This window comes from Streptomyces sp. NBC_01317, assembly GCF_035961655.1.
GTDB lineage: Bacteria > Actinomycetota > Actinomycetes > Streptomycetales > Streptomycetaceae > Streptomyces.
This window is the reverse complement of sequence record NZ_CP108393.1, coordinates 7,346,370-7,363,992: the sequence shown is the minus strand read 5'-3', so window position 1 is coordinate 7,363,992 and position 17,623 is coordinate 7,346,370. Positions and strand designations below refer to the sequence as shown.

Below are 17,623 nucleotides of genomic sequence, written 5' to 3'. Positions count from 1 at the left end.
ATGCGAATCCACCACCCGGCAGGGCCTGCCTACCGGCGGTGGAGCCTGACGCCGATGCCGTGGATCGGGACCTCCAGGGTGACGGTGGTGCCTTCCCCGGGTGTCGAGTGGACCGTGAGGTGCGCGTCCAGGAGGTCGGCGCGCTCGCGCATGGCCGCCACCCCCATGCCTCCGGACACGGTCGTACGGGGCGGGGCCCGGAGGGCCGCCGCGGCGGCGGGCGTCAGGCCGACGCCGTCGTCCGTGACCTTCGTGGAGAGGGAGTGGCTGTCGCTGTCCAGGTCGACGCGGATCCGGGTCGGCCGGGCGTGCTTGACGGCGTTGGTCACCGCCTCCTGCACGATGCGGTAGACGTGGGCCTGCGCCTCGGGGCTCAGTTTCGCGCCGAGTTGGTCCCACCGCGCCCCCACGCGCAGTTCGGCGTCGATGCCGAAGTTGTCCGACGTGCTCCGGCACAAGGCCTCCAGCGCGGGGCGCAGGCCGAGTTGGTCGAGGGCGACCGGGCGCAGTTCGGCGATGAGATGGCGCAACGAGGTGATCTGGTTGCCGACCAGGCGCCGCGCCTGGTCGATGGCTTCCTTCATGGCACCGGGGCGGTCGCTCGCGGAGGCCGAGGTCAGCACGATCTGTACGGCGCCCAGTTCCTGGAGTGTGTCGTCGTGCAGTTCGCGCGCCCAGTGCCGTCGTTCCCGCTCCTCCCCGTCCCGGCGGGCCTGGATCCACTCCCGGTCGAGGCCGCGGTGGCGCAGGGCGGACCGGCGTCCTATCGCCGCGGCGAAGGCGATCAGGGTGAGGGGGACGAGGTGCAGACCGTTGAGCAGGGGTGCCTCGACGATACGGACCAGGAGGGCTACGGCGATCACGTACGAGATCGCGCCGATGACCGCGAGCCAGGGCCGGCGGGCTTCGGGGCTCAGTACGGCGGCCGCCAGGAAGGACGTACCGGCGGCGACACAGAGCGCGAATTCGACGCTCAGCGAGTGATGGGCGACCTCGAACGCGAGCGTGATCAGGAGCAGGAACGAACCGGCCGCCTCGACGACCGCGCCGGCCCGTGCCCGTGACAGATGGATCATGCGAGCAGCCCGCGCTCACGTGCGGCGGTGACCAGGTCGGCCTTGGTCTCGGCGCCCAGCTTCTCCCGGATCCGGGCGCGGTGCGTCTCCACCGTCCGTACGGATACGTGCTCGTGCCAGGCGATCTCCTGGTTGGTGTGGCCCTGCGCGAGCAGGGACAGCACCTCCACCTCGCGCGCCGTCAGCGCGCTGTCGTCCCCCGCGCCGGGCACGTCGGGGCCGGTGACGGCCAGGCGGGCGCCCAGCGAGGGCTGTACGTACGTGTCCCCCGCGCCGACCTGGCGGGCCGCCCCCAGCAGCTCCTCGGCGGCCGCCTCCTTCAGCAGGTAGCCGGTGGCCCCGGCCCGCAGCGCCTCGCGGGCGAACGCGGGATCCTCCTGCATGGTGAGGACGAGGATGCGGGTACGGGGCGAGGCGGCCAGCAGGTCGGGAATCGACCGCAGGCTGGGCTGCCTCGCCAGGGTCAGGTCCAGGACGAGGACCGAGGGGTGGTGCCGGGCCACGGCCGCGAAGGTCTCCGGCAGGGTGGCGCTCTCCGCGACGATCTCGAACGCGGGGTCCTGGGCCAGGAGGAGCCGCATGCCCGCGCGGACCACGAGATGGTCGTCCGCGAGCACCACGCTCAGGCGTGGCGACGGGCCCCCAGCGGTGACGCGGTCGACGTCGTCCATGCCCCAACCGTAGATCGCGGGACCGCTCCGCGAGAACTCGGCGATCAAGGATGCGGGGAACCCGCACCAGCCGTGCGGCGACCGTGCGGGCCGGAGGGGACAGGCCCGCACCCGGCGGTACGGAAGGCGGCAGAGAGCGTGCGGGGCAGTGCCGACGCCGTGGGGCCGCCCGGGCGGCAGGCTCGTGAGGGACAGGTTCGGCACTTCCTCTCAGGATGCACACGATGACCTCCCGCCCCACCGCCCGCAGGACCGCGGACCCGTCCGCGGCCTCCTCCGACACCCCCTCGGCAGTCCTCTCCCGGAACCTCTTCGATGCGGCCCGGAACCTCACGGGCGCCGCGGTCCCCACGCTGGCCGACGCGTCCTCCGTGGACGTGCTCGAACAGCTGCTGCGCGGTGAGGTCCCGCCGCCCGGACCCGTGCACGGGAGCGAACAGTTCCGGTGCGCGGCCTTCGCCACCACGCGGGAGGACGTCGCCCGGAGCGCGTACGAGGTCGGCGGGACGAGCCACGTGCCGCACGCGACGCCGTTCCGGCAGAGCCTGTCGGATCTGCGTCCGCGCCTGATCCGCCATCTGAGCCACAGCAGCCGGTGGCTCGCCCGCGACCCGGGGCGGGCGCGCCTGATCCGCGAGGCGGGGGCCCATTCCCTGATCGTGCTTCCACTGACGGTCCGGGGCGTGGTCCTGGGCCTGTTCGTCCTGTACCGGCTGGCCGGGTCGAACCCGTTCGGCGAGGACAGCCTCCAGGAGGCCGCCCGGCTCGCGAACCGCGCCGCGCTGACCCTGGACACCGTCCGGCGCCGCATCGAGGAGGACGCGCTCGCCCGGCTCCTGCGGCACTCCCCCGAGGCCGAGGAGCCTCCGGCCCTCAGCGCGCTCGAAGCGGCCCACGGGCGCGGCACCGCCGAGTCGTCCGCCGCGCAGTGGTACGACGTGCTGCCGCTGTCCGGCGCGCGGGCGGCCCTGGTGGTGGGCACGGCGGCCGGGCGGGGGGTGCCCGCCGCGGTCGCCATGCACCAGCTCAGAGCCGTGATCACCGCCCTGTCGGCTCTCGACCTGCCGCCCCACGAGCTGCTGGCCCGCCTGGACGACGCCGTGAGGCGGCTGGACCACCGGCCGCCCGCCCCGTACCGGCAACCCCCCGACCGGAGCCGGCCCGGCACCAGTTGCCTCTACGTGATCTACGACCCCACCACCGAGCGCTGTGTCGCGGCCCGCGCGGGCGATCCGTCGGTCCTGGTCGCCGACCCCGACGGCGAGGTCAGCATCCCCCGCCTCGCCCCGCACAGCTCCCTGGGTACGGGCGACGAGCCCTTCGAGACCACCGAGTTCGAGGCGCCGACGGGGAGCACCGTGCTTCTGAGGGGTGGCGGCACCGGTGTCCCGGAACAACACGAACCGCACGAACCGCACCCGCCGCAGTGCGCCGGCGCCGACGACGACGCCGACGACCCGACCCCGGAACGGCTCCGTGAAGCCATGATCCACTCCGCACCCCACCTGCCCCGACTCGCCGACCGCGTCCTGCGCCACCTGCCTCTCGACCGGAGGCCTCCCGTCCTGCTGGCCCGCACGCGGGCGCTGGACGCCAAGGATGTCGCCGCCGTGACGCTGCCGCCGGACCCCGCCACCGTCTCCACGGCCCGCGCCTGGGCCGGCCGCCAGCTGGCGGCCTGGCTGCTGGACGACCTCGCGTACGACACCGCCCTGGTCGTCAGCGAACTGGTGACGAACGCCGTCCGGTACTCCGGCGGGCCCATCGGTCTGCGTCTCATCCGCGACGAGCATGTACTGATCTGTGAGGTCTCCGACACCAGCGGGGAGGGCCCGCACCCGTACCGTCCGCGCGCGACCGACGAAGGCGGGCGCGGCCTGACGATCGTCGGCCGGCTCACCCAGCACCAGGGCACCCGGTACACGTCGTCGGGCAAGACGGTCTGGACCGAGCAGTCCCTGCCGGAGTGAGTCCGTCCGGTGCTGCCGGAGTGAGTCCGGTGTTGTGTTACGGGAGCGGGGCCGGCGCGTCCGGTTCCACGGGGCTCACGGAGAACGCGAGTCCACCCGTGAGCGCCACGACGGCGTCCTTCGTGAGGTACACGTGGGGCGGCCCCGCCTCCGCCTGGGGACGGGCGCCTTCCCTGGCGGGCGTACGCCACACCTCGCCGCCCGCCTTGTCCAGGGCCAGCAGTCCCCCGTAGCCGGTGACGAAGTACAGCTCGTCGTACGTCTCCGACCACACCGGCGCGGACAGGTTCTGCACCTCCGTGGCCCGGCGCCACCGCTCCTCGCCGGTGCGCGCGGACACCGCGGAGACCGTCCCGTCGGCCCGCGCCGTGTAGAGGGTTCCGCCGATCAGCCGTGTCGCGTCGTCCTTCATGACCCCGCCGCCCTTCGGCAGCGGCACCCGGCGGCTGGTGCCGGCCGTGGTGTCCACCCGTACCACCGAGGAGTACGCGAGGGGCTCCCCGGCGGGGTCGACCGGGTACTCCAGCAGCACCAGGTCGGACCCGTCGACACCGGCCGGCCGCGCGCGGTACGGGACGGCGCCCACCTCGTGCGGGTCGCCGTCCGCCGGGTCGAAGCGCCACAACGTACCCGTGAGGTCCTTCGCGTCCGCCGCGTAGCACAGCGCGTACAGGACATCGCCCGACCAGGGATCGCAGTACATCCCGGCCGGGACGGGAAAGCGCCAGGCCTCGGTGCCGTCGTCCGCGTTCATCGCTATCAGGTACCGCTCGTCCACGGACAGGACCACGACCCACGTCCCGAACGCCGCCGCACGCGCGCCGTCGGCGACGGAATGGGTCCACCGCGCCTTTCCGTCGTCTGCGCCCAGCCCGGTCACCCACTGCCGCTTCTCGGTCGACCACGCGGGACCCTGGTGGTCGTTCACCACCACGACCCCGTCCCGCGCCAGCACCGGCGTCGAGGATTCGACGCCCGCGGAGAACCGCCACGCGGTTGTGCCCGTGGCGGCGTCGAGCCGGACGGCGGTGAAGCCCTCACCACCGCAGTAGAGCGCTTCGCCCGAGACGAGACACCCGCTGTCGGAGTCGCCGGACCCGTACAGGGGCGTTGTGGTCCGTAGCGTCGTCTGCCAGGGCTGCCACCCCTTCGGGAGGGTGGGTGCGGGGGCGCCCGGGGCGTCCGAGCCGGGCGTGGCCCCGGCCGCCGCGTCACCGGTCCCCGTCCCGCCGGTCCCGCCGTACCAGGTGACCGCCACCGCACCGAGGCCCGCCAGGGCCAGGCCGGCGGTCAGCGAGGCGAGCAGCACCCGGCGTCGTGGGACCCGTGGCGGGCTCGTGGTGTGCCGGCTCGCGGGGTCCCAGGTGGTCACGACGGGCGCGGCCACCCGCCCCGTACCGCTCGCGCCGTCCGCCGGAAGCCCCTGGAACAGGGGGAGCAACTCGTCCAGCCCCGGCCGCCGTCGGGGGTCCTTCTCCAGGCAGCGCGCGACGATCGACCGCAGCGGCTCCGCCACGTCGTCCAGCACCGGCGGCAGATGCACCACGTTGTACGCCGTCAGGTACGCGCTCTCCGCGTCGAACGGCCCCCGCCCGCAGGCCGCGAACACCAGGACGGCGGCCAGGGAGAACACGTCCGAGGCGGGACCGGCACCGCGCGTCGAGTTCATCTGCTCGGGAGACATGAAGGGCGGCGTGCCGAAGGCCCGGCCGGTCGTGGTGAGGGCCTGGCTGTCGGCAGCGCGGGAGATCCCGAAGTCGATGACACGCGGCCCGTCCCCGGCCAGCAGGACGTTGGCGGGTTTCAGGTCGCGGTGCACTACGCCGGCCTGGTGGATGTCCCGCAGGGCCTCGCACAGGCCGAGCGCCAGCGTCCGCAACTCCGCGCCGGCGAGGGGCCCGCTCTCCGTCACCCGCTGGGCGAGCGTCGGCCCCGGCACGTACAGCGTCGCCATCCACGGACGCTCCGCCTCCGGGTCGGCGTCCACGACGGGCGCGGTGAACGCTCCGCTCACCCGCCGGGCCGCCGCGATCTCCTGCCGGAAGCGCGCCCGGAACTCGTCGTTCTCCGCGAACTGCGCGTGCACCAGCTTCACGGCCACCTGGCGGCCGGACGCCGAACGGGCCAGGTAGACCATTCCCATGCCGCCGGAACCGAGCCGGTCGATCAGGGTGTAGCCGCCCACCGTCGCCGCGTCCGAACTGCTCAACGGCACCGGCCCCAGCTCCCCCACCACATCAGTCACATCAGTCACATCGGCGCGACCCGTGCGACCACACCTTAGAGGAGAGAGTCCGGCGTCCCGGCGACGGGCGGGACCGTCAGCGGCTTGGCGTAACAGAGGCTCAGTTCGTGGAAACGGTAGTGGCCGAACTTGGCGCACGGTTCGTAGCCGCTGGACGCGTAGAGGGACAGCGCCTCGGGCTGCTTGGTGCCGGTCTCCAGCACCATCCGGATACGGCCCGCGGCCCGCGCATCGTCCTCCAGGGCGGCCAGGATCAGCCGGGCCAGACCACGCCCGCGCACCTCCGGGGTCACGTACATGCGCTTGATCTCCGCGTCCCCGTCCGCGTACCCGTCCTCGTTCTTCTCCTGGCTGCGCCAGCCGCCGGTGGCCACCGGGACGCCCAGGTCGTCGTAGACGATCAGGTACCGGCCGCGCGGCGGGTCGAACATGTCCGGCGCGAGAGGGGTGACGTCGCCTTCGTCGCCGTACCGCTCGCCGTATTCGAGCTGCACGCGATCGTTGAGCCGGACGGCGTCGGGGTGACCGAAGGAGACAGTGCGCATATCCATGCAGGTGATTGTACTTCTATGCATTTCCGCCCGGTGAGCCACCCCTCGGACGGGCACGGGCCGGAGATCACACCTAGAGTGAATCGAGCGACATACCCACCCACACCATGCCTTGTTGCCGGTGAGGGCCGGTGAGGGAAGGTGCGACATGGCGAAGACCGACGACGCACGGACGACGACGGACCCTACCAGCGCGCTGGACACGCTGGTCATCTTCGGTATCACCGGGGACCTCGGCCGCAAGATGACGCTCCGGTCCCTCTACCGTCTGGAGCGGCGGGGCCTGCTCGACTGCCGCATCATCGGGGTGGCGTCCACGGACATGAGTACCGCGCAGCTCGCGGCGTACGCGCGCGACGCGATCGCCGCCACCGGGGAGCCGGTGGAGGACGCGGTCTTCCAGCGGTTCGCCGGGCGGCTGACGTATCTGCCCGGCGATGTCATGGACGACTCGCTCTACGACCGGCTGGCGGGGGAGATCGGGCCGGGACACCGCCCCCTGTTCTACCTGGAGATGCCCCCGTCGCTGTTCGCGCCCATCGTCGAGCGGCTCGGCAAGGCGGACATCCTGGCGAACGCCTGCGTCGCGGTGGAGAAGCCCTTCGGGAACGACCTGGAGTCCGCGCGTCAGCTCAACGCGCGGCTGCGCGCGGTGCTGGACGAGGACCAGCTGCTGCGGGTCGACCACTTCCTCGGCAAGGAACCGGTCATCGAGCTGGAGTACCTGCGGTTCGCGAATCCGGCGCTGGCCGGCCTGTGGGACCGGAACAGCGTGTCGGCCGTCCAGATCACCATGGCGGAGGACTTCGGCGTCGAGGACCGCGGGAAGTTCTACGACTCCGTGGGCGCGCTCCGTGACGTCGTACAGAATCATCTCCTCCAGGTGCTGGCGCTGGTCACGATGGATCCGCCGACCCGCTCCGACGCGGACAGCGTGCGCGACAAGAAGGCCGAGATCCTCAGCGTCGTGCGTGCGGCCGATCCGGAGCACTGCGTCCGGGGCCAGTACGAGGGGTACGCGGACGTTCCCGGGGTGTCGGCGGGCTCCACCACCGAGACGTTCACCGCTCTGCGCCTGGAGGTGGAGAACTGGCGGTGGGCCGACGTCCCGTTCTTCCTGCGGGCGGGGAAGAAGCTGCCGCTGCGGGCGACGGAGGTACGGCTCCTGCTGCGCCGCGCGCCGCGGCTGGCCTGCCTTCCCGCGCCGACGCAGGCGGAGCAGAACCAGATCGTGCTCCGTATCGACCCCGATCCCGGTCTGCGGGTCCAGCTGGTCGGGCAGGGCGACGACGAGTCCTGGCAGCCGATCAACCTCAGCGCCTCGTTCGCCCCGGATGTCGGTGAGCCCTTCGAGCCGTACGAGCGGCTGCTGCACACCGCTCTGACGGGCGATCACCGGCTGTTCACGCGCGAGGACAGCGTCGAGGAGTCCTGGCGGATCGTGCAGCCGCTGCTCGACAACCCGCCCGAGGTGCATCCGTACCGGCCGGGATCGTGGGGCCCGGAGGAGGCGAAGAGGCTCGTACGCGGCCATCCCTCGTGGCGCGAGCCCTGGACGGGCCCGGCCCGCTGAGACCCGCTCTCGCGGTCCGGTTTTGAGGCGCGCGCGGTGTGCGCTACAGTCGATCTTGAGCTTGCCGCCGACACACCGGATCGCAAGACTCGCGTTGGTGGTCCAAGGAAAGACGCCCCGCTTCCTGCGGGGAAATGCAGGTGCAAGGCCTGCCCAGCGCTCCACCGAAGGCTCCGGACCCGCTCAGGGTCCGGGGCCTTCCGCGTGCTCCAGTGCCGTCGCGACCTCGCGGGTGCGGGGGTGGTCCTCGCCGTGGACGCGGGTCATGTCGGTCAGCAGGGTGGTGAGGAGCGCGGCGGACCCGGTGTGGTCGCCGGCGAGTGCCGGGACTTCGGCCTGCTGTTGGCGGGTGCGCAGGGCGCGCGGGTGGTCGGGGCCCAGCACCTCGTCAACAGTCGGGCGAAGGAGGGCCAGTTCGGTCGCGGCGGCGGCCGTGTCCCCCGAAAGGCCGCGCCAGTACGCGAGGTTGTGGCGGGCGATCAAAGTGTCCCGGTGGAGGCGGCCCACCGCTGCCTCCAGCCCGGCCACCGCCCGGACGTACGTGGCGACCGCTTCGCGCGGGTCGCCCGCCTCGCCCTCGTGCCGCCCCAGATCGGTGAGGACGCTCAGGGTCACCGGGTGGCCGGGGCCGAACTGCCGCTCCACGGCGGTGGCGATCGCGGCGCAGGCGTCCCGCGCGCCGCCGGCGTCCCCGGTCAGGCTGCGGCAGAGCGCGGCGTTCCGCCGCGCGTCGGTCACCAGGGAGTGGTCCGCGCCGAGCACGGTGGCCGCCCGGTCGGCGAGTGCGGTGAAGTGGTCCAGGGCGTCGGCCACCGCGCCCGCCTCCATGCGGAAGCGTGTCTCGTGGAGCCGTACGGTCAGGGTGTCGGGGTCCGAGGGTCCCAGGGTCCTTTCGGCCTCCCGCCGGATCTCCACCAGGGAGGCGAGCGCGGTCGCCGCCTCTCCCGACTCGCCGGTGGCGCGGGCGACCTGGCCGCGCAGGACGAGGACGTCGCGGTGTCCGTCGCCGAGTGTGGCGCGGGCCTGGGCGAGCAGCTCCCGGGAGACGTCGCGTTCCGCCGCGTAGCGGCCGAGTTCGGCGAGGTACGGGCCGACGCGGCGCAGGACCGGGTGCCTGCGCCCGTCCCGGAGCAGACCGCCGGGCGCGGTCCGGCGCAGGGACTCCACACCGCGGTAGAGGGCGGCCTCGGTGTCGGGCCCGTGCGGGGACTCCGCTGTGCCCGACCAGAGTTCCTCGATCGCGTCGGCGGCGGCGGCGACCGCGAGGGCGGGCAGGGCGGGGGCGGGTACGGTCTCGCGCGTCGCGCGCTGCACCAAGGCGTGTACCTCGACCGAGGCGGGGGTGCGGGACGGTGCGTGGGTGCCTTCGTGGGTGATCAGGCTGAGGCGGTGCAGGGCGCGCAGGGCGAGGAGGACGGCGCGTTCGGCGGAACGGGGGTGGGGGTCGGTGTTCCGGTGGGAGCTGTCCTGGTGCGCGCCGTCCCCGTGGGCGGTCATGGCCGCTTCGATCCAGCCCCGGGCCGCCGTCGTGTGCAGCACCGCCTCCGGGATGCCGTCCGGGGCGAGCATCGACACAAGTTCGAGCGCCGCCCTGGCACTTCGGGCCGGTGCGAAGGCCTCCGCCCGGTCCAGGGCCGGCTTCCAGGCGGTCTCCACCGTGTCGGTGTGTTCGTCGGCCGGGGAGGTCGCCGGCAGCAGGTCGGACAGGGTTTCCCGCCGGTCGTCGAACAGCCGGCGGTACGTCGTCAGCGGCATGCCGGTGTCGATGAGGACGGCCGCCGCCCGGGAGAGCGCGAGCGGGAAGTGGCCGAGGTCGTCGGCGGCGGGTCAGTGCCGACCTGAGCGGTACAGGTCGCGGAGCAGGGCGATTTCGGCTCCGTGGTGGAGCACTTCCTGGTTGACCCACCACACGATGTCGACAAAAGGCTCCTCGGCGTCGCTGCCGTGCGGGTAGGTGCAGTACCCCACGGCGTCGAGCGCGGCATCGTCCGCCGCCGAGAGTGCCTTCCGCCAGGCCGCCGCGCCCTCCTCGAAGGCCGCGACCGCGCTCGCCGCGTCGCCGGGGACGGGGTGGTCGTCGCGGGTCAGCACGTGGCGGCCGGCCGTGTGGTCGGCGCGGAGCGTCAGCATCTCGCTGAGGTGGCTCAGCCGCCAGGCGAGGGTGGTGAACGGCGGGGGCCAGGGGTGGGGGTACGGCGCGGCGTCGCGCCCCCACTCGCCCTGGCCCGCCAGGAGGGTCGCGCGTGCGCCCGGGCCGTCCGTGCGCCGCCGGACCGACCAGCAGTCGGGCACCGGCTCCCAGAGGTACTCCGCGTCCGTCAGCGGTCCGACCTCGGTCTGCGCGCCGTCGCCGCTGTCCATGACGGGCCCCGCCAGACGGCCGGCCAGGCGCTCGCACGCGAAGTCGAATTGTTCCAGCAGAGGAACCAGCCGTGGGGGGATCATTGGACGCTCCCATGTTCGACGGAGTTGCGGAAGGAGAGAGAAGGGCGGCCGAGTCCGTCAGCTTGGCACGTGCCTCACCTCACCGCATCTCCCTTACGCCCGCACCGCGCCTCGCGTGTCCACATGGTGTTGACGATCGGGGAGCCGGGATTGCTCGGGGCGGCGTTGGCCCCGACGAGGCCGTCCCGCCGTACGAGTTGGGGCAGTGCGCTCTGCGCGCCGACAAGTTGCCCTACAAGCCCGGTGGGTCGCCTTGGCGCACCACGGAGGTCCGGTGGGTGCGGAAGGTGCTCCGGTAGGTGTCCGGGGGCACACCGAGGGCGCGGTGGAAGTGCCGGCGCAGCGTCGCGGCGGTCCCCATGCCCGTGCGGGCGGCGATGAGTTCGACGCTGTCGTCGGTGGTTTCGAGGAGTTCCTGGGCGCGGTGGACGCGCTGGGTGTGCAGCCAGCGCAGGGGGGTGACACCGGTGGCGGCGGTGAAGCGGCGGGTCAGGTTGCGGGTGCTCATGTTCGCCCGGCGGGCCAGGTCGGGCACGGTCAGCGGCCGGTGCAGCCGCGCGCTCGCCCAGTCCAGCAGGTCGGCGAGCGCGTGGCCGGTGTCGGCGGGGACCGGTACGGCGACGAACTGGGCCTGGCCGCCCGCGCGCCGGGCGGGCACCACCAGGCGGCGCGCCAGCGCGTTGGCGACCGCCGCGCCGTGGTCGAGGGTGACGAGGTGCAGGCACAGGTCCATCCCGGCGGCCTTGCCGGCCGAGGTGAGGACCGTACCCTCGTCGACGTAGAGGACGTCCGGGTCGACACGGACCCGGGGGTGGCGCGCGGCGAGTGCGGCGGCGTGCTCCCAGTGGGTGGTGGCGCGGCGGCCGTCCAGCACTCCGGCGGCGGCCAGGACGAACGCCCCGGTGCACAGCGACACGACCCGGGCGCCCCGCTCGTGCGCCGCGCGCACGGCGTCCACCAACTCGCCCGGCAGGTCGGCCTCGACGTCACCGCAGGCCGCCACAATGACGGTGTCCGCGTCCGCCAGGGCGTCGTACCCGTGCGGGGTGTCGACGCGCAGCCAGCCGCCGAGCCGCGCCTGCCGGGGCCCGCAGACGCGGAAGTCGTACCACGGCTCGGCCAGGCCCCGGTCGACGCCGAACACCTCGCAGGCCGCGGCGGCTTCGAACAACAGGGCCCCGTCGTACAGCGCCAGCACCACAGAGGTCATGTCCGAAAGTGTACGCATCTCGTCGTTCCAGCCACTCGTAGCCGCCACCCCCGGCCGTGATCCTGGCCGAATGAACAGACAACAGCGGGCAGTCGCGGTCATCGGCGCCTACGGACACACCGCCGCCTTCGTCCTCGCCGAACTGCGCCGCCGCGGCCTCACCCCCGTCCTCGTCGGCCGGGATACCACCAGGCTGCGCTCCGCCGCCGAGGCGCACCCGGGAGCGGAGACCCACGTCGCGTCGCTCGCGGATCCCGCGTCCTTGGACCGCGCCCTGTCGGTCGCGGCGGCGGTCATCAACTGCGCGGGGCCCTTCGCCGACACCGCGGCCCCCGTGATCGACGCGGCGCTGCGGGCTCGCATCCCCTACCTGGACGTGGCCGCGGAGCAGGCCGTCGCGCTGGAGACGTTCGAGCGGTACGCCCTGCGGGCCCGCGAGGCCGGGGTGGTGGTCGCCCCGTCGGTGGCGTTCTACGGCGGGCTCGGCGACCTGCTGGCCTGCGCGGCGACGGGCGACTGGCCGGACGCGGACGACGTCACGATCGCGATCGCCCTCGACAGCTGGCTGCCGACCCGGGGCACCCGCGCGACCGTACGGCGCAACGCGGGCCGCCACCTGGTCTTCACCGGCAACCGCCTCACCCCGCCGCCCGCGCCGCCCGAAGGCCCGTCACGGACGGAGACCTGGCCGTTCCCGCACCCGCTGGGCGTCCAGGAGGTCACCGAGCTGTCCACCGCCGACCAGGTCACCCTCTCCCGCCACCTGCGGGTGCCCGAAATCCGCGTCCGTATCAACCGCGCGCCCCTGCGCGACCTGGGCGATCCCGGCACTCCCCCGCCCACGGCGGCCGACAGCTCCGGACGCTCGGCGCAGACCTTCGTGGTCGACGTGGTCGCACGCCGGGCCGGGGAGGAGCGCCGCGCGACGGCGTCCGGCCGTGACATCTACGCGGTCACCGCGCCCCTGGTGGTGGAGGCGGCGGTACGGATCCTCGACGGCCGGGCCCGCCGGGTGGGGGTGGCCGCCGCGGGAGAACTCTTCGACGCCCCGGACTTCCTGCGGGCGCTCGATCCCGCCCACCTCACCTACACCGCACCCGGCGCGCACCGGCCCTGATCACACTGGTCACCTCCGGCGCGACGTGGCACGCTTCCGGAGTGACCACCAGACCCACCCCGGAGCAGCACCTCCGCGATCTCGCGCGGCTGCGCCGCGTCCGCGACCGGATCGACCGGGAGTACGCGCGGCCGCTCAACATCGAGGAGCTCGCCCGTGGGGCGCACATGTCGGCCGGGCACCTCAGCCGCGCGTTCCGGCTCGCGTACGGCGAGTCACCGTACGCGTACCTGATGACCCGCCGTATCGAGCGCGCGATGGCGCTCCTGCGGCGGGGGGACCTCAGCGTCACCGAGGTGTGTTTCGCGGTCGGCTGTTCGTCGCTGGGCACCTTCAGCACCCGCTTCACCGAGCTGGTCGGTGTGCCGCCCAGCACCTACCGGCGCCGTACGGCGGGCGCCACGGCGGAGATGCCGCCGTGTGTCACGAAACAGGTGACGCGACCGGTCAGGAATCGAGAAGCGCGGGCCTCGGAGCGCACCTAGTGTGACCGGCATGGACCTCACGATTCACACCACGTTCCTCCCGCACGTCGACGCCGACGAGTCCCTGGCCTTCTACCGCGACACCCTCGGCTTCGAGGTGCGCAACGACGTCGGATACGGCGGGATGCGCTGGATCACCGTCGGCCCGGTCGGCCAGCCCGGCACGTCCATCGTCCTGGAGCCGCCGGCCGGCGACCCCGGCACCACGGACGACGAGCGCCGTACTATCGCCGAGATGATGGCCAAGGGCACGTACCTCCGTATCATTCTGGCCACCGCCGACGTCGACGCCACCTTCGCGCAGATCCAGGCCGCGGGTGCCGAGGTCGTCCAGGAGCCGACCGACCAGCCCTACGGTGTACGGGACTGTGCCTTCCGCGATCCCGCGGGGAACCTGATCCGGATCAACGAGGTCCGCTGAACGGTCCAGGACCGTTCGAACAGGACCGTTCCAAGAGGAAGACAGATGGAGACACGATGAGCAGGGCCCCCGAGGCGGACGCGCAGTCCCCCGCGCCGCACGTCGCGGACAGCCACGAGCTGATCCGCGTGCACGGCGCGCGCGTGAACAACCTCCAGGACGTCAGCATCGAGATCCCGAAGCGGCGGCTGACCGTGTTCACCGGCGTCTCGGGATCGGGCAAGAGCTCGCTCGTGTTCCACACGATCGCCGCCGAGTCGCAGCGGCTGATCAACGAGACGTACAGCGCGTTCGTCCAGGGCTTCATGCCGACGCTGGCGCGCCCCGAGGTCGACGTACTCGAAGGGCTGACCACCGCGATCATCGTGGACCAGCAGCGGATGGGCGCCGACCCCCGCTCCACGGTCGGCACCGCCACCGACGCCAACGCCATGCTGCGCATCCTCTTCAGCCGGCTCGGGCAGCCGCACATCGGCCCACCCGGCGCGTACGCCTTCAACGTGCCGTCCGTCCGGGCGAGCGGCGCCATCACCGTCGAGCGCGGCGACAAGAAGACGGTGAAGGCGACCTTCAACCGCACCGGCGGCATGTGCAACCGGTGCGAGGGCCGGGGCGCGGTCTCCGACATCGACCTCAGCCAGCTCTACGACGACTCCAAGTCGATCGCGGAGGGCGCGTTCACCATCCCGGGCTGGAAGTCCGACAGCTTCTGGACCGTACGGGTCTACGCCGGGTCGGGCTTCCTCGACCCGCACAAGCCGATCCGTGAGTTCACCGAGAAGGAGATGCGGGACTTCCTCCACCGGGAGCCGACCAAGGTGAAGGTCGAGGGCGTGAACCTCACCTACGAGGGGCTCATCCCCAAGATCCAGAAGTCGATGCTCTCGAAGGACAAGGAGGCGCTCCAGCCGCACATCCGGGCGTTCGTGGAGCGGGCGGTCACGTTCACTACCTGCCCGGAGTGCGACGGTACGCGGCTCAGCGAGGGGGCCCGCTCCTCGAAGATCGAGCGGATCAGCATCGCCGACGCCTGCGCGATGCAGATCAGCGACCTGGCCGCCTGGGTCGGCGACCTGGACGAGCCGTCGGTGGCGCCGCTGCTCACCACCCTGCGGCAGACGCTCGACTCGTTCGTGGAGATCGGTCTCGGCTATCTCTCGCTCGACCGGTCCTCGGGCACGCTGTCGGGCGGCGAGGCGCAGCGCGTCAAGATGATCCGGCACCTGGGGTCCTCGCTCACGGACACCACGTACGTCTTCGACGAGCCGACCGCGGGCCTGCACCCCCATGACATCCAGCGGATGAACGACCTGCTCCTGCGGCTGCGGGACAAGGGCAACACGGTGCTCGTCGTGGAGCACAAGCCGGAGACGATAGCCATCGCCGACCACGTGGTCGACCTCGGACCCGGAGCCGGTACGGCGGGTGGCACCGTCTGTTTCGAGGGCACCGTCGAGGGGTTGCGGACCGGCGGCACGCTGACCGGGCGCCATTTCGACGACCGGGCCGCCGTCAAGGAGACCGTACGGACGCCCAGCGGGGCGCTGGAGATCCGGGGCGCGACGGCGCACAACCTGCGGGGTGTCGACGTCGACATCCCGCTCGGGGTGCTCGCCGTCGTGACGGGTGTCGCCGGTTCCGGGAAGAGTTCCCTGATCCACGGTTCGGTGTCCGAGCGGGACGGGGTGGTGTCGATCGACCAGAGCGCGATCCGCGGCTCGCGGCGCAGCAACCCGGCGACGTACACGGGGCTGCTCGACCCGATCCGCAAGGCGTTCGCGAAGGCCAACGGGGTGAAGCCGGCGCTGTTCAGCGCCAACTCCGAGGGCGCCTGCCCGACGTGCAACGGTGCCGGGGTCACGTACATCGATCTGGCGATGATGGCCGGTGTCGCCTCTCCCTGCGAGGAGTGCGAGGGGAAGCGGTTCCAGGCGTCGGTGCTGGATTACCACTTCGGCGGCCGTGACATCAGCGAGGTGCTCGCGATGTCGGTGAGCGAGGCGGAGACGTTCTTCGGCGCGGGCGAGGCGCGTACGCCCGCCGCGCACACCATTCTCGGCCGGCTGGCGGACGTCGGACTCGGCTACCTCAGTCTCGGACAGCCGCTCACGACGCTGTCCGGCGGGGAGCGGCAGCGCCTCAAGCTGGCGACCCACATGGCGGAGAAGGGCGGGGTGTACGTGCTCGACGAGCCGACCACCGGCCTGCACCTCGCCGATGTGGAACAGTTGCTCGGGCTGCTGGACCGGCTCGTGGACTCCGGGAAGTCGGTCGTCGTCATCGAGCACCACCAGGCGGTCATGGCGCACGCGGACTGGATCATCGACCTGGGCCCGGGGGCGGGTCACGACGGCGGGCGGATCGTCTTCGAGGGCACCCCGGCGGACCTGGTCGCGGACCGTACGACCCTCACGGGCGAGCACCTGGCGGCGTACGTCGGCGACTGACGGGGGGCTGACGGGGCGACTGACGGGGCAGGCGGCTGACGGGCGGGACGGCCAGGCGGTCAGCGTGCCAGCAGGTCGTCCAGCTCGGCGGTGAAGAGCAGGCCGCTGTCGAATCCCATCCCGGTGAAGTGGCCCGCGAGTTCGAGGGACAGGACACCGTGCAGCCGGGTCCAGAAGGTCAGGCCCCGGTGGAGGGTCACGGCGGAGGCGGGGTGGTCGCGCGCCCACTGCCGGTGCTCTTCGAGATGCGTCTCGAACGGTGTCGCGGGACCGTCCGACGGCAGGCCCGCGAAGGCGTCGAGCACGGTTGTCATGATCTCGGCCGCGATGGCGGTGATGTCGCCGGGCGCGTGGTAGCCGGGGACGGGGGTGCCGTAGACGAGGAAGTACCGGTGGGGGTCCGCCAGGGCCCAGCCGCGCATGGCGTGGGCCAGCGCGGCCAGGTCGGCGCCGGACGCGGCGGCCGTACGGAAGGTGTCGGCGAGGCTCCGGTACGCGTCCCGGATGAGTTCGGTGATCAGGTCGTCGCGGCTGGCGAAGTACCGGTAGAGCGCGGGCCCGCTCATGCCCATCCGCTTGGCGATCGCGTTGAGGGAGAGCGCGGACGCCCCCGCCGTGGCGATCTGCTCCCACGCGTGTTCCTTGACCTCCGCGCGTACCTGGGTGCGGTAGCGCTCGCGGGGGGTCGTCGTGCCCGCCTCTGCCATGGCCTGCCGCCTTTCCGCACCTGCGCTTCTACAGTCTCAAGATTTAGTTAGAGGCTATCACGAGACTCGATCTCCTCGATCAGCTCCGCGGTCTCCATGATCATGCCCGCCGGTCCTGAGGGATTGACGTAGAGCGCGTACCCCTCGGGGAGCCGCTCGACCAGTTCGGCGACCGGGACGATCCGGGCCGCGAAGGCCCCGAAGGCGTCGTGGTACGCGGGCGAGGTGAAGACGGGGATCACCGGTTCGCCCTCCGCCGACCGCACGGCCAGCGCGCCGCCGTCGGCGCCCGTGAGGACGGCGACCTTGGCGGCGGCCAGCGTCCGCACGACGTCCTCGGTGGGCCCGTACCCCGTCACGGCGAGCTGGATGGCGGACTCGACCGGATCGGTGGGTGCGGGCCAGCCGAGGGCCTCCGGGGAGGGGCGGTACTCCTCGTTGTCCTCCCACGCCACGATCGCGCCGGTGGGGCCGGCCCGCCAGCGCCCGGGGATCGCCCAGTCCGGCGGCGCCTCCGCGTCCCGATCCTGGTCTGTGTCCCCGGGCCCGTCCCTGTCCCCGTCCTTGTCCCTGTCCCCGTCGGCGCCCGACCAGGCCGGATCGGGGAGGCTGAGCCACTGGTCGGGCAGGTGCCGGGCGGCCTCGATGATCTCCACCGGCGGCTCGGGTATCTCCGGGTCGAACCCGTCGTCGATCTCTGCCATG

Annotated in this window: 15 protein-coding genes; 6 read left to right on the top strand and 9 right to left on the bottom strand. The window is 72.7% G+C overall.

Annotated features, from left to right (window positions below; all coding sequences use genetic code 11):
• Positions 1–29: 29 nt before the first annotated feature.
• Entirely contained in the window at positions 30–1,076 is a 1,047-nt protein-coding gene (locus OG349_RS31950) for a sensor histidine kinase (RefSeq protein WP_327237894.1), read from the bottom strand.
• Entirely contained in the window at positions 1,073–1,747 is a 675-nt protein-coding gene (locus OG349_RS31945; protein WP_327237893.1) for a response regulator transcription factor, read from the bottom strand. The genes OG349_RS31950 and OG349_RS31945 overlap by 4 nt, the downstream gene beginning before the upstream one ends.
• Before the next feature lie 224 nt (positions 1,748–1,971).
• Here OG349_RS31945 and OG349_RS31940 point away from each other — a divergent pair, with 224 nt between their 5' ends.
• Positions 1,972–3,717 carry an ATP-binding SpoIIE family protein phosphatase gene (locus tag OG349_RS31940; protein WP_327237892.1) on the top strand — a complete coding sequence of 582 codons (1,746 nt, stop codon included), beginning with the start codon at positions 1,972–1,974 and terminating at the stop codon, positions 3,715–3,717.
• Positions 3,718–3,754: 37 nt separating this feature from the next.
• Here the strand turns inward: OG349_RS31940 and OG349_RS31935 are convergent, their stop codons facing one another.
• Positions 3,755–5,962 (bottom strand): serine/threonine-protein kinase, encoded by a 2,208-nt coding sequence (locus tag OG349_RS31935; RefSeq protein ID WP_327237891.1) that lies wholly within the window; start codon positions 5,960–5,962, stop codon positions 3,755–3,757.
• Between the two features lie 35 nt (positions 5,963–5,997).
• Complete coding sequence (locus OG349_RS31930) at positions 5,998–6,513, bottom strand: GNAT family N-acetyltransferase (protein ID WP_327237890.1); 516 nt, start codon at positions 6,511–6,513, stop codon at positions 5,998–6,000.
• A gap of 148 nt (positions 6,514–6,661) precedes the next feature.
• On the opposite strand from OG349_RS31930, the gene OG349_RS31925 reads away from it, so the two are divergent.
• On the top strand, positions 6,662–8,086 hold the full coding sequence (locus OG349_RS31925; protein WP_327237889.1) for a glucose-6-phosphate dehydrogenase: 1,425 nt from the start codon (positions 6,662–6,664) through the stop codon (positions 8,084–8,086).
• Between the two features lie 183 nt (positions 8,087–8,269).
• Here the strand turns inward: OG349_RS31925 and OG349_RS31920 are convergent, their stop codons facing one another.
• The 3 genes from OG349_RS31920 to OG349_RS31910 form a co-directional block, all read right to left on the bottom strand.
• Positions 8,270–9,841: a tetratricopeptide repeat protein gene (locus OG349_RS31920; protein WP_327237888.1), complete on the bottom strand. Its 1,572-nt coding sequence runs from the start codon at positions 9,839–9,841 to the stop codon at positions 8,270–8,272.
• Between the two features lie 72 nt (positions 9,842–9,913).
• A complete protein-coding gene (locus tag OG349_RS31915; RefSeq protein WP_327237887.1) occupies positions 9,914–10,531 on the bottom strand; it encodes a DinB family protein in 618 nt (205 codons plus the stop codon).
• Positions 10,532–10,763: 232 nt separating this feature from the next.
• Positions 10,764–11,741 (bottom strand): helix-turn-helix domain-containing protein, encoded by a 978-nt coding sequence (locus OG349_RS31910; protein WP_327237886.1) that lies wholly within the window; start codon positions 11,739–11,741, stop codon positions 10,764–10,766.
• A gap of 70 nt (positions 11,742–11,811) precedes the next feature.
• On the opposite strand from OG349_RS31910, the gene OG349_RS31905 reads away from it, so the two are divergent.
• The 4 genes from OG349_RS31905 to OG349_RS31890 are packed head-to-tail and all read left to right on the top strand — an operon-like array spanning position 11,812 to position 16,211.
• A complete protein-coding gene (locus tag OG349_RS31905; RefSeq protein ID WP_327237885.1) occupies positions 11,812–12,858 on the top strand; it encodes a saccharopine dehydrogenase family protein in 1,047 nt (348 codons plus the stop codon).
• Positions 12,859–12,899: 41 nt separating this feature from the next.
• The gene (locus tag OG349_RS31900) at positions 12,900–13,343 is read left to right on the top strand and encodes a helix-turn-helix transcriptional regulator (protein ID WP_327237884.1); all 444 of its coding nucleotides are present in this window, start codon (positions 12,900–12,902) and stop codon (positions 13,341–13,343) included.
• A gap of 10 nt (positions 13,344–13,353) precedes the next feature.
• Positions 13,354–13,764, top strand: coding sequence for a VOC family protein (locus OG349_RS31895; protein WP_327237883.1), 411 nt, complete (start codon positions 13,354–13,356; stop codon positions 13,762–13,764).
• A gap of 56 nt (positions 13,765–13,820) precedes the next feature.
• A complete protein-coding gene (locus OG349_RS31890; RefSeq protein ID WP_327237882.1) occupies positions 13,821–16,211 on the top strand; it encodes an excinuclease ABC subunit UvrA in 2,391 nt (796 codons plus the stop codon).
• A 59-nt stretch (positions 16,212–16,270) separates the two neighbouring features.
• Here OG349_RS31890 and OG349_RS31885 read toward each other — a convergent pair whose 3' ends face one another.
• Both OG349_RS31885 and OG349_RS31880 read right to left on the bottom strand, forming a co-directional pair.
• Positions 16,271–16,918 (bottom strand): TetR/AcrR family transcriptional regulator, encoded by a 648-nt coding sequence (locus OG349_RS31885; protein ID WP_327237881.1) that lies wholly within the window; start codon positions 16,916–16,918, stop codon positions 16,271–16,273.
• Between the two features lie 47 nt (positions 16,919–16,965).
• Positions 16,966–17,622: a type VII secretion system-associated protein gene (locus tag OG349_RS31880; RefSeq protein WP_327237880.1), complete on the bottom strand. Its 657-nt coding sequence runs from the start codon at positions 17,620–17,622 to the stop codon at positions 16,966–16,968.
• Position 17,623 lies beyond the last annotated feature (1 nt).

Coding starts and splice junctions, on each gene's coding strand:
- OG349_RS31950 (WP_327237894.1), bottom strand. CDS start 1,076: ATGATCCATCTGTCACGGGCACGGGCCGGCGCGGTCGTCGAGGCGGCC.
- OG349_RS31945 (WP_327237893.1), bottom strand. CDS start 1,747: ATGGACGACGTCGACCGCGTCACCGCTGGGGGCCCGTCGCCACGCCTG.
- OG349_RS31940 (WP_327237892.1), top strand. CDS start 1,972: ATGACCTCCCGCCCCACCGCCCGCAGGACCGCGGACCCGTCCGCGGCC.
- OG349_RS31930 (WP_327237890.1), bottom strand. CDS start 6,513: ATGGATATGCGCACTGTCTCCTTCGGTCACCCCGACGCCGTCCGGCTC.
- OG349_RS31925 (WP_327237889.1), top strand. CDS start 6,662: ATGGCGAAGACCGACGACGCACGGACGACGACGGACCCTACCAGCGCG.
- OG349_RS31920 (WP_327237888.1), bottom strand. CDS start 9,841: ATGCCGCTGACGACGTACCGCCGGCTGTTCGACGACCGGCGGGAAACC.
- OG349_RS31915 (WP_327237887.1), bottom strand. CDS start 10,531: ATGATCCCCCCACGGCTGGTTCCTCTGCTGGAACAATTCGACTTCGCG.
- OG349_RS31910 (WP_327237886.1), bottom strand. CDS start 11,741: ATGACCTCTGTGGTGCTGGCGCTGTACGACGGGGCCCTGTTGTTCGAA.
- OG349_RS31905 (WP_327237885.1), top strand. CDS start 11,812: ATGAACAGACAACAGCGGGCAGTCGCGGTCATCGGCGCCTACGGACAC.
- OG349_RS31895 (WP_327237883.1), top strand. CDS start 13,354: ATGGACCTCACGATTCACACCACGTTCCTCCCGCACGTCGACGCCGAC.
- OG349_RS31890 (WP_327237882.1), top strand. CDS start 13,821: ATGAGCAGGGCCCCCGAGGCGGACGCGCAGTCCCCCGCGCCGCACGTC.
- OG349_RS31885 (WP_327237881.1), bottom strand. CDS start 16,918: ATGGCAGAGGCGGGCACGACGACCCCCCGCGAGCGCTACCGCACCCAG.
- OG349_RS31880 (WP_327237880.1), bottom strand. CDS start 17,622: ATGGCAGAGATCGACGACGGGTTCGACCCGGAGATACCCGAGCCGCCG.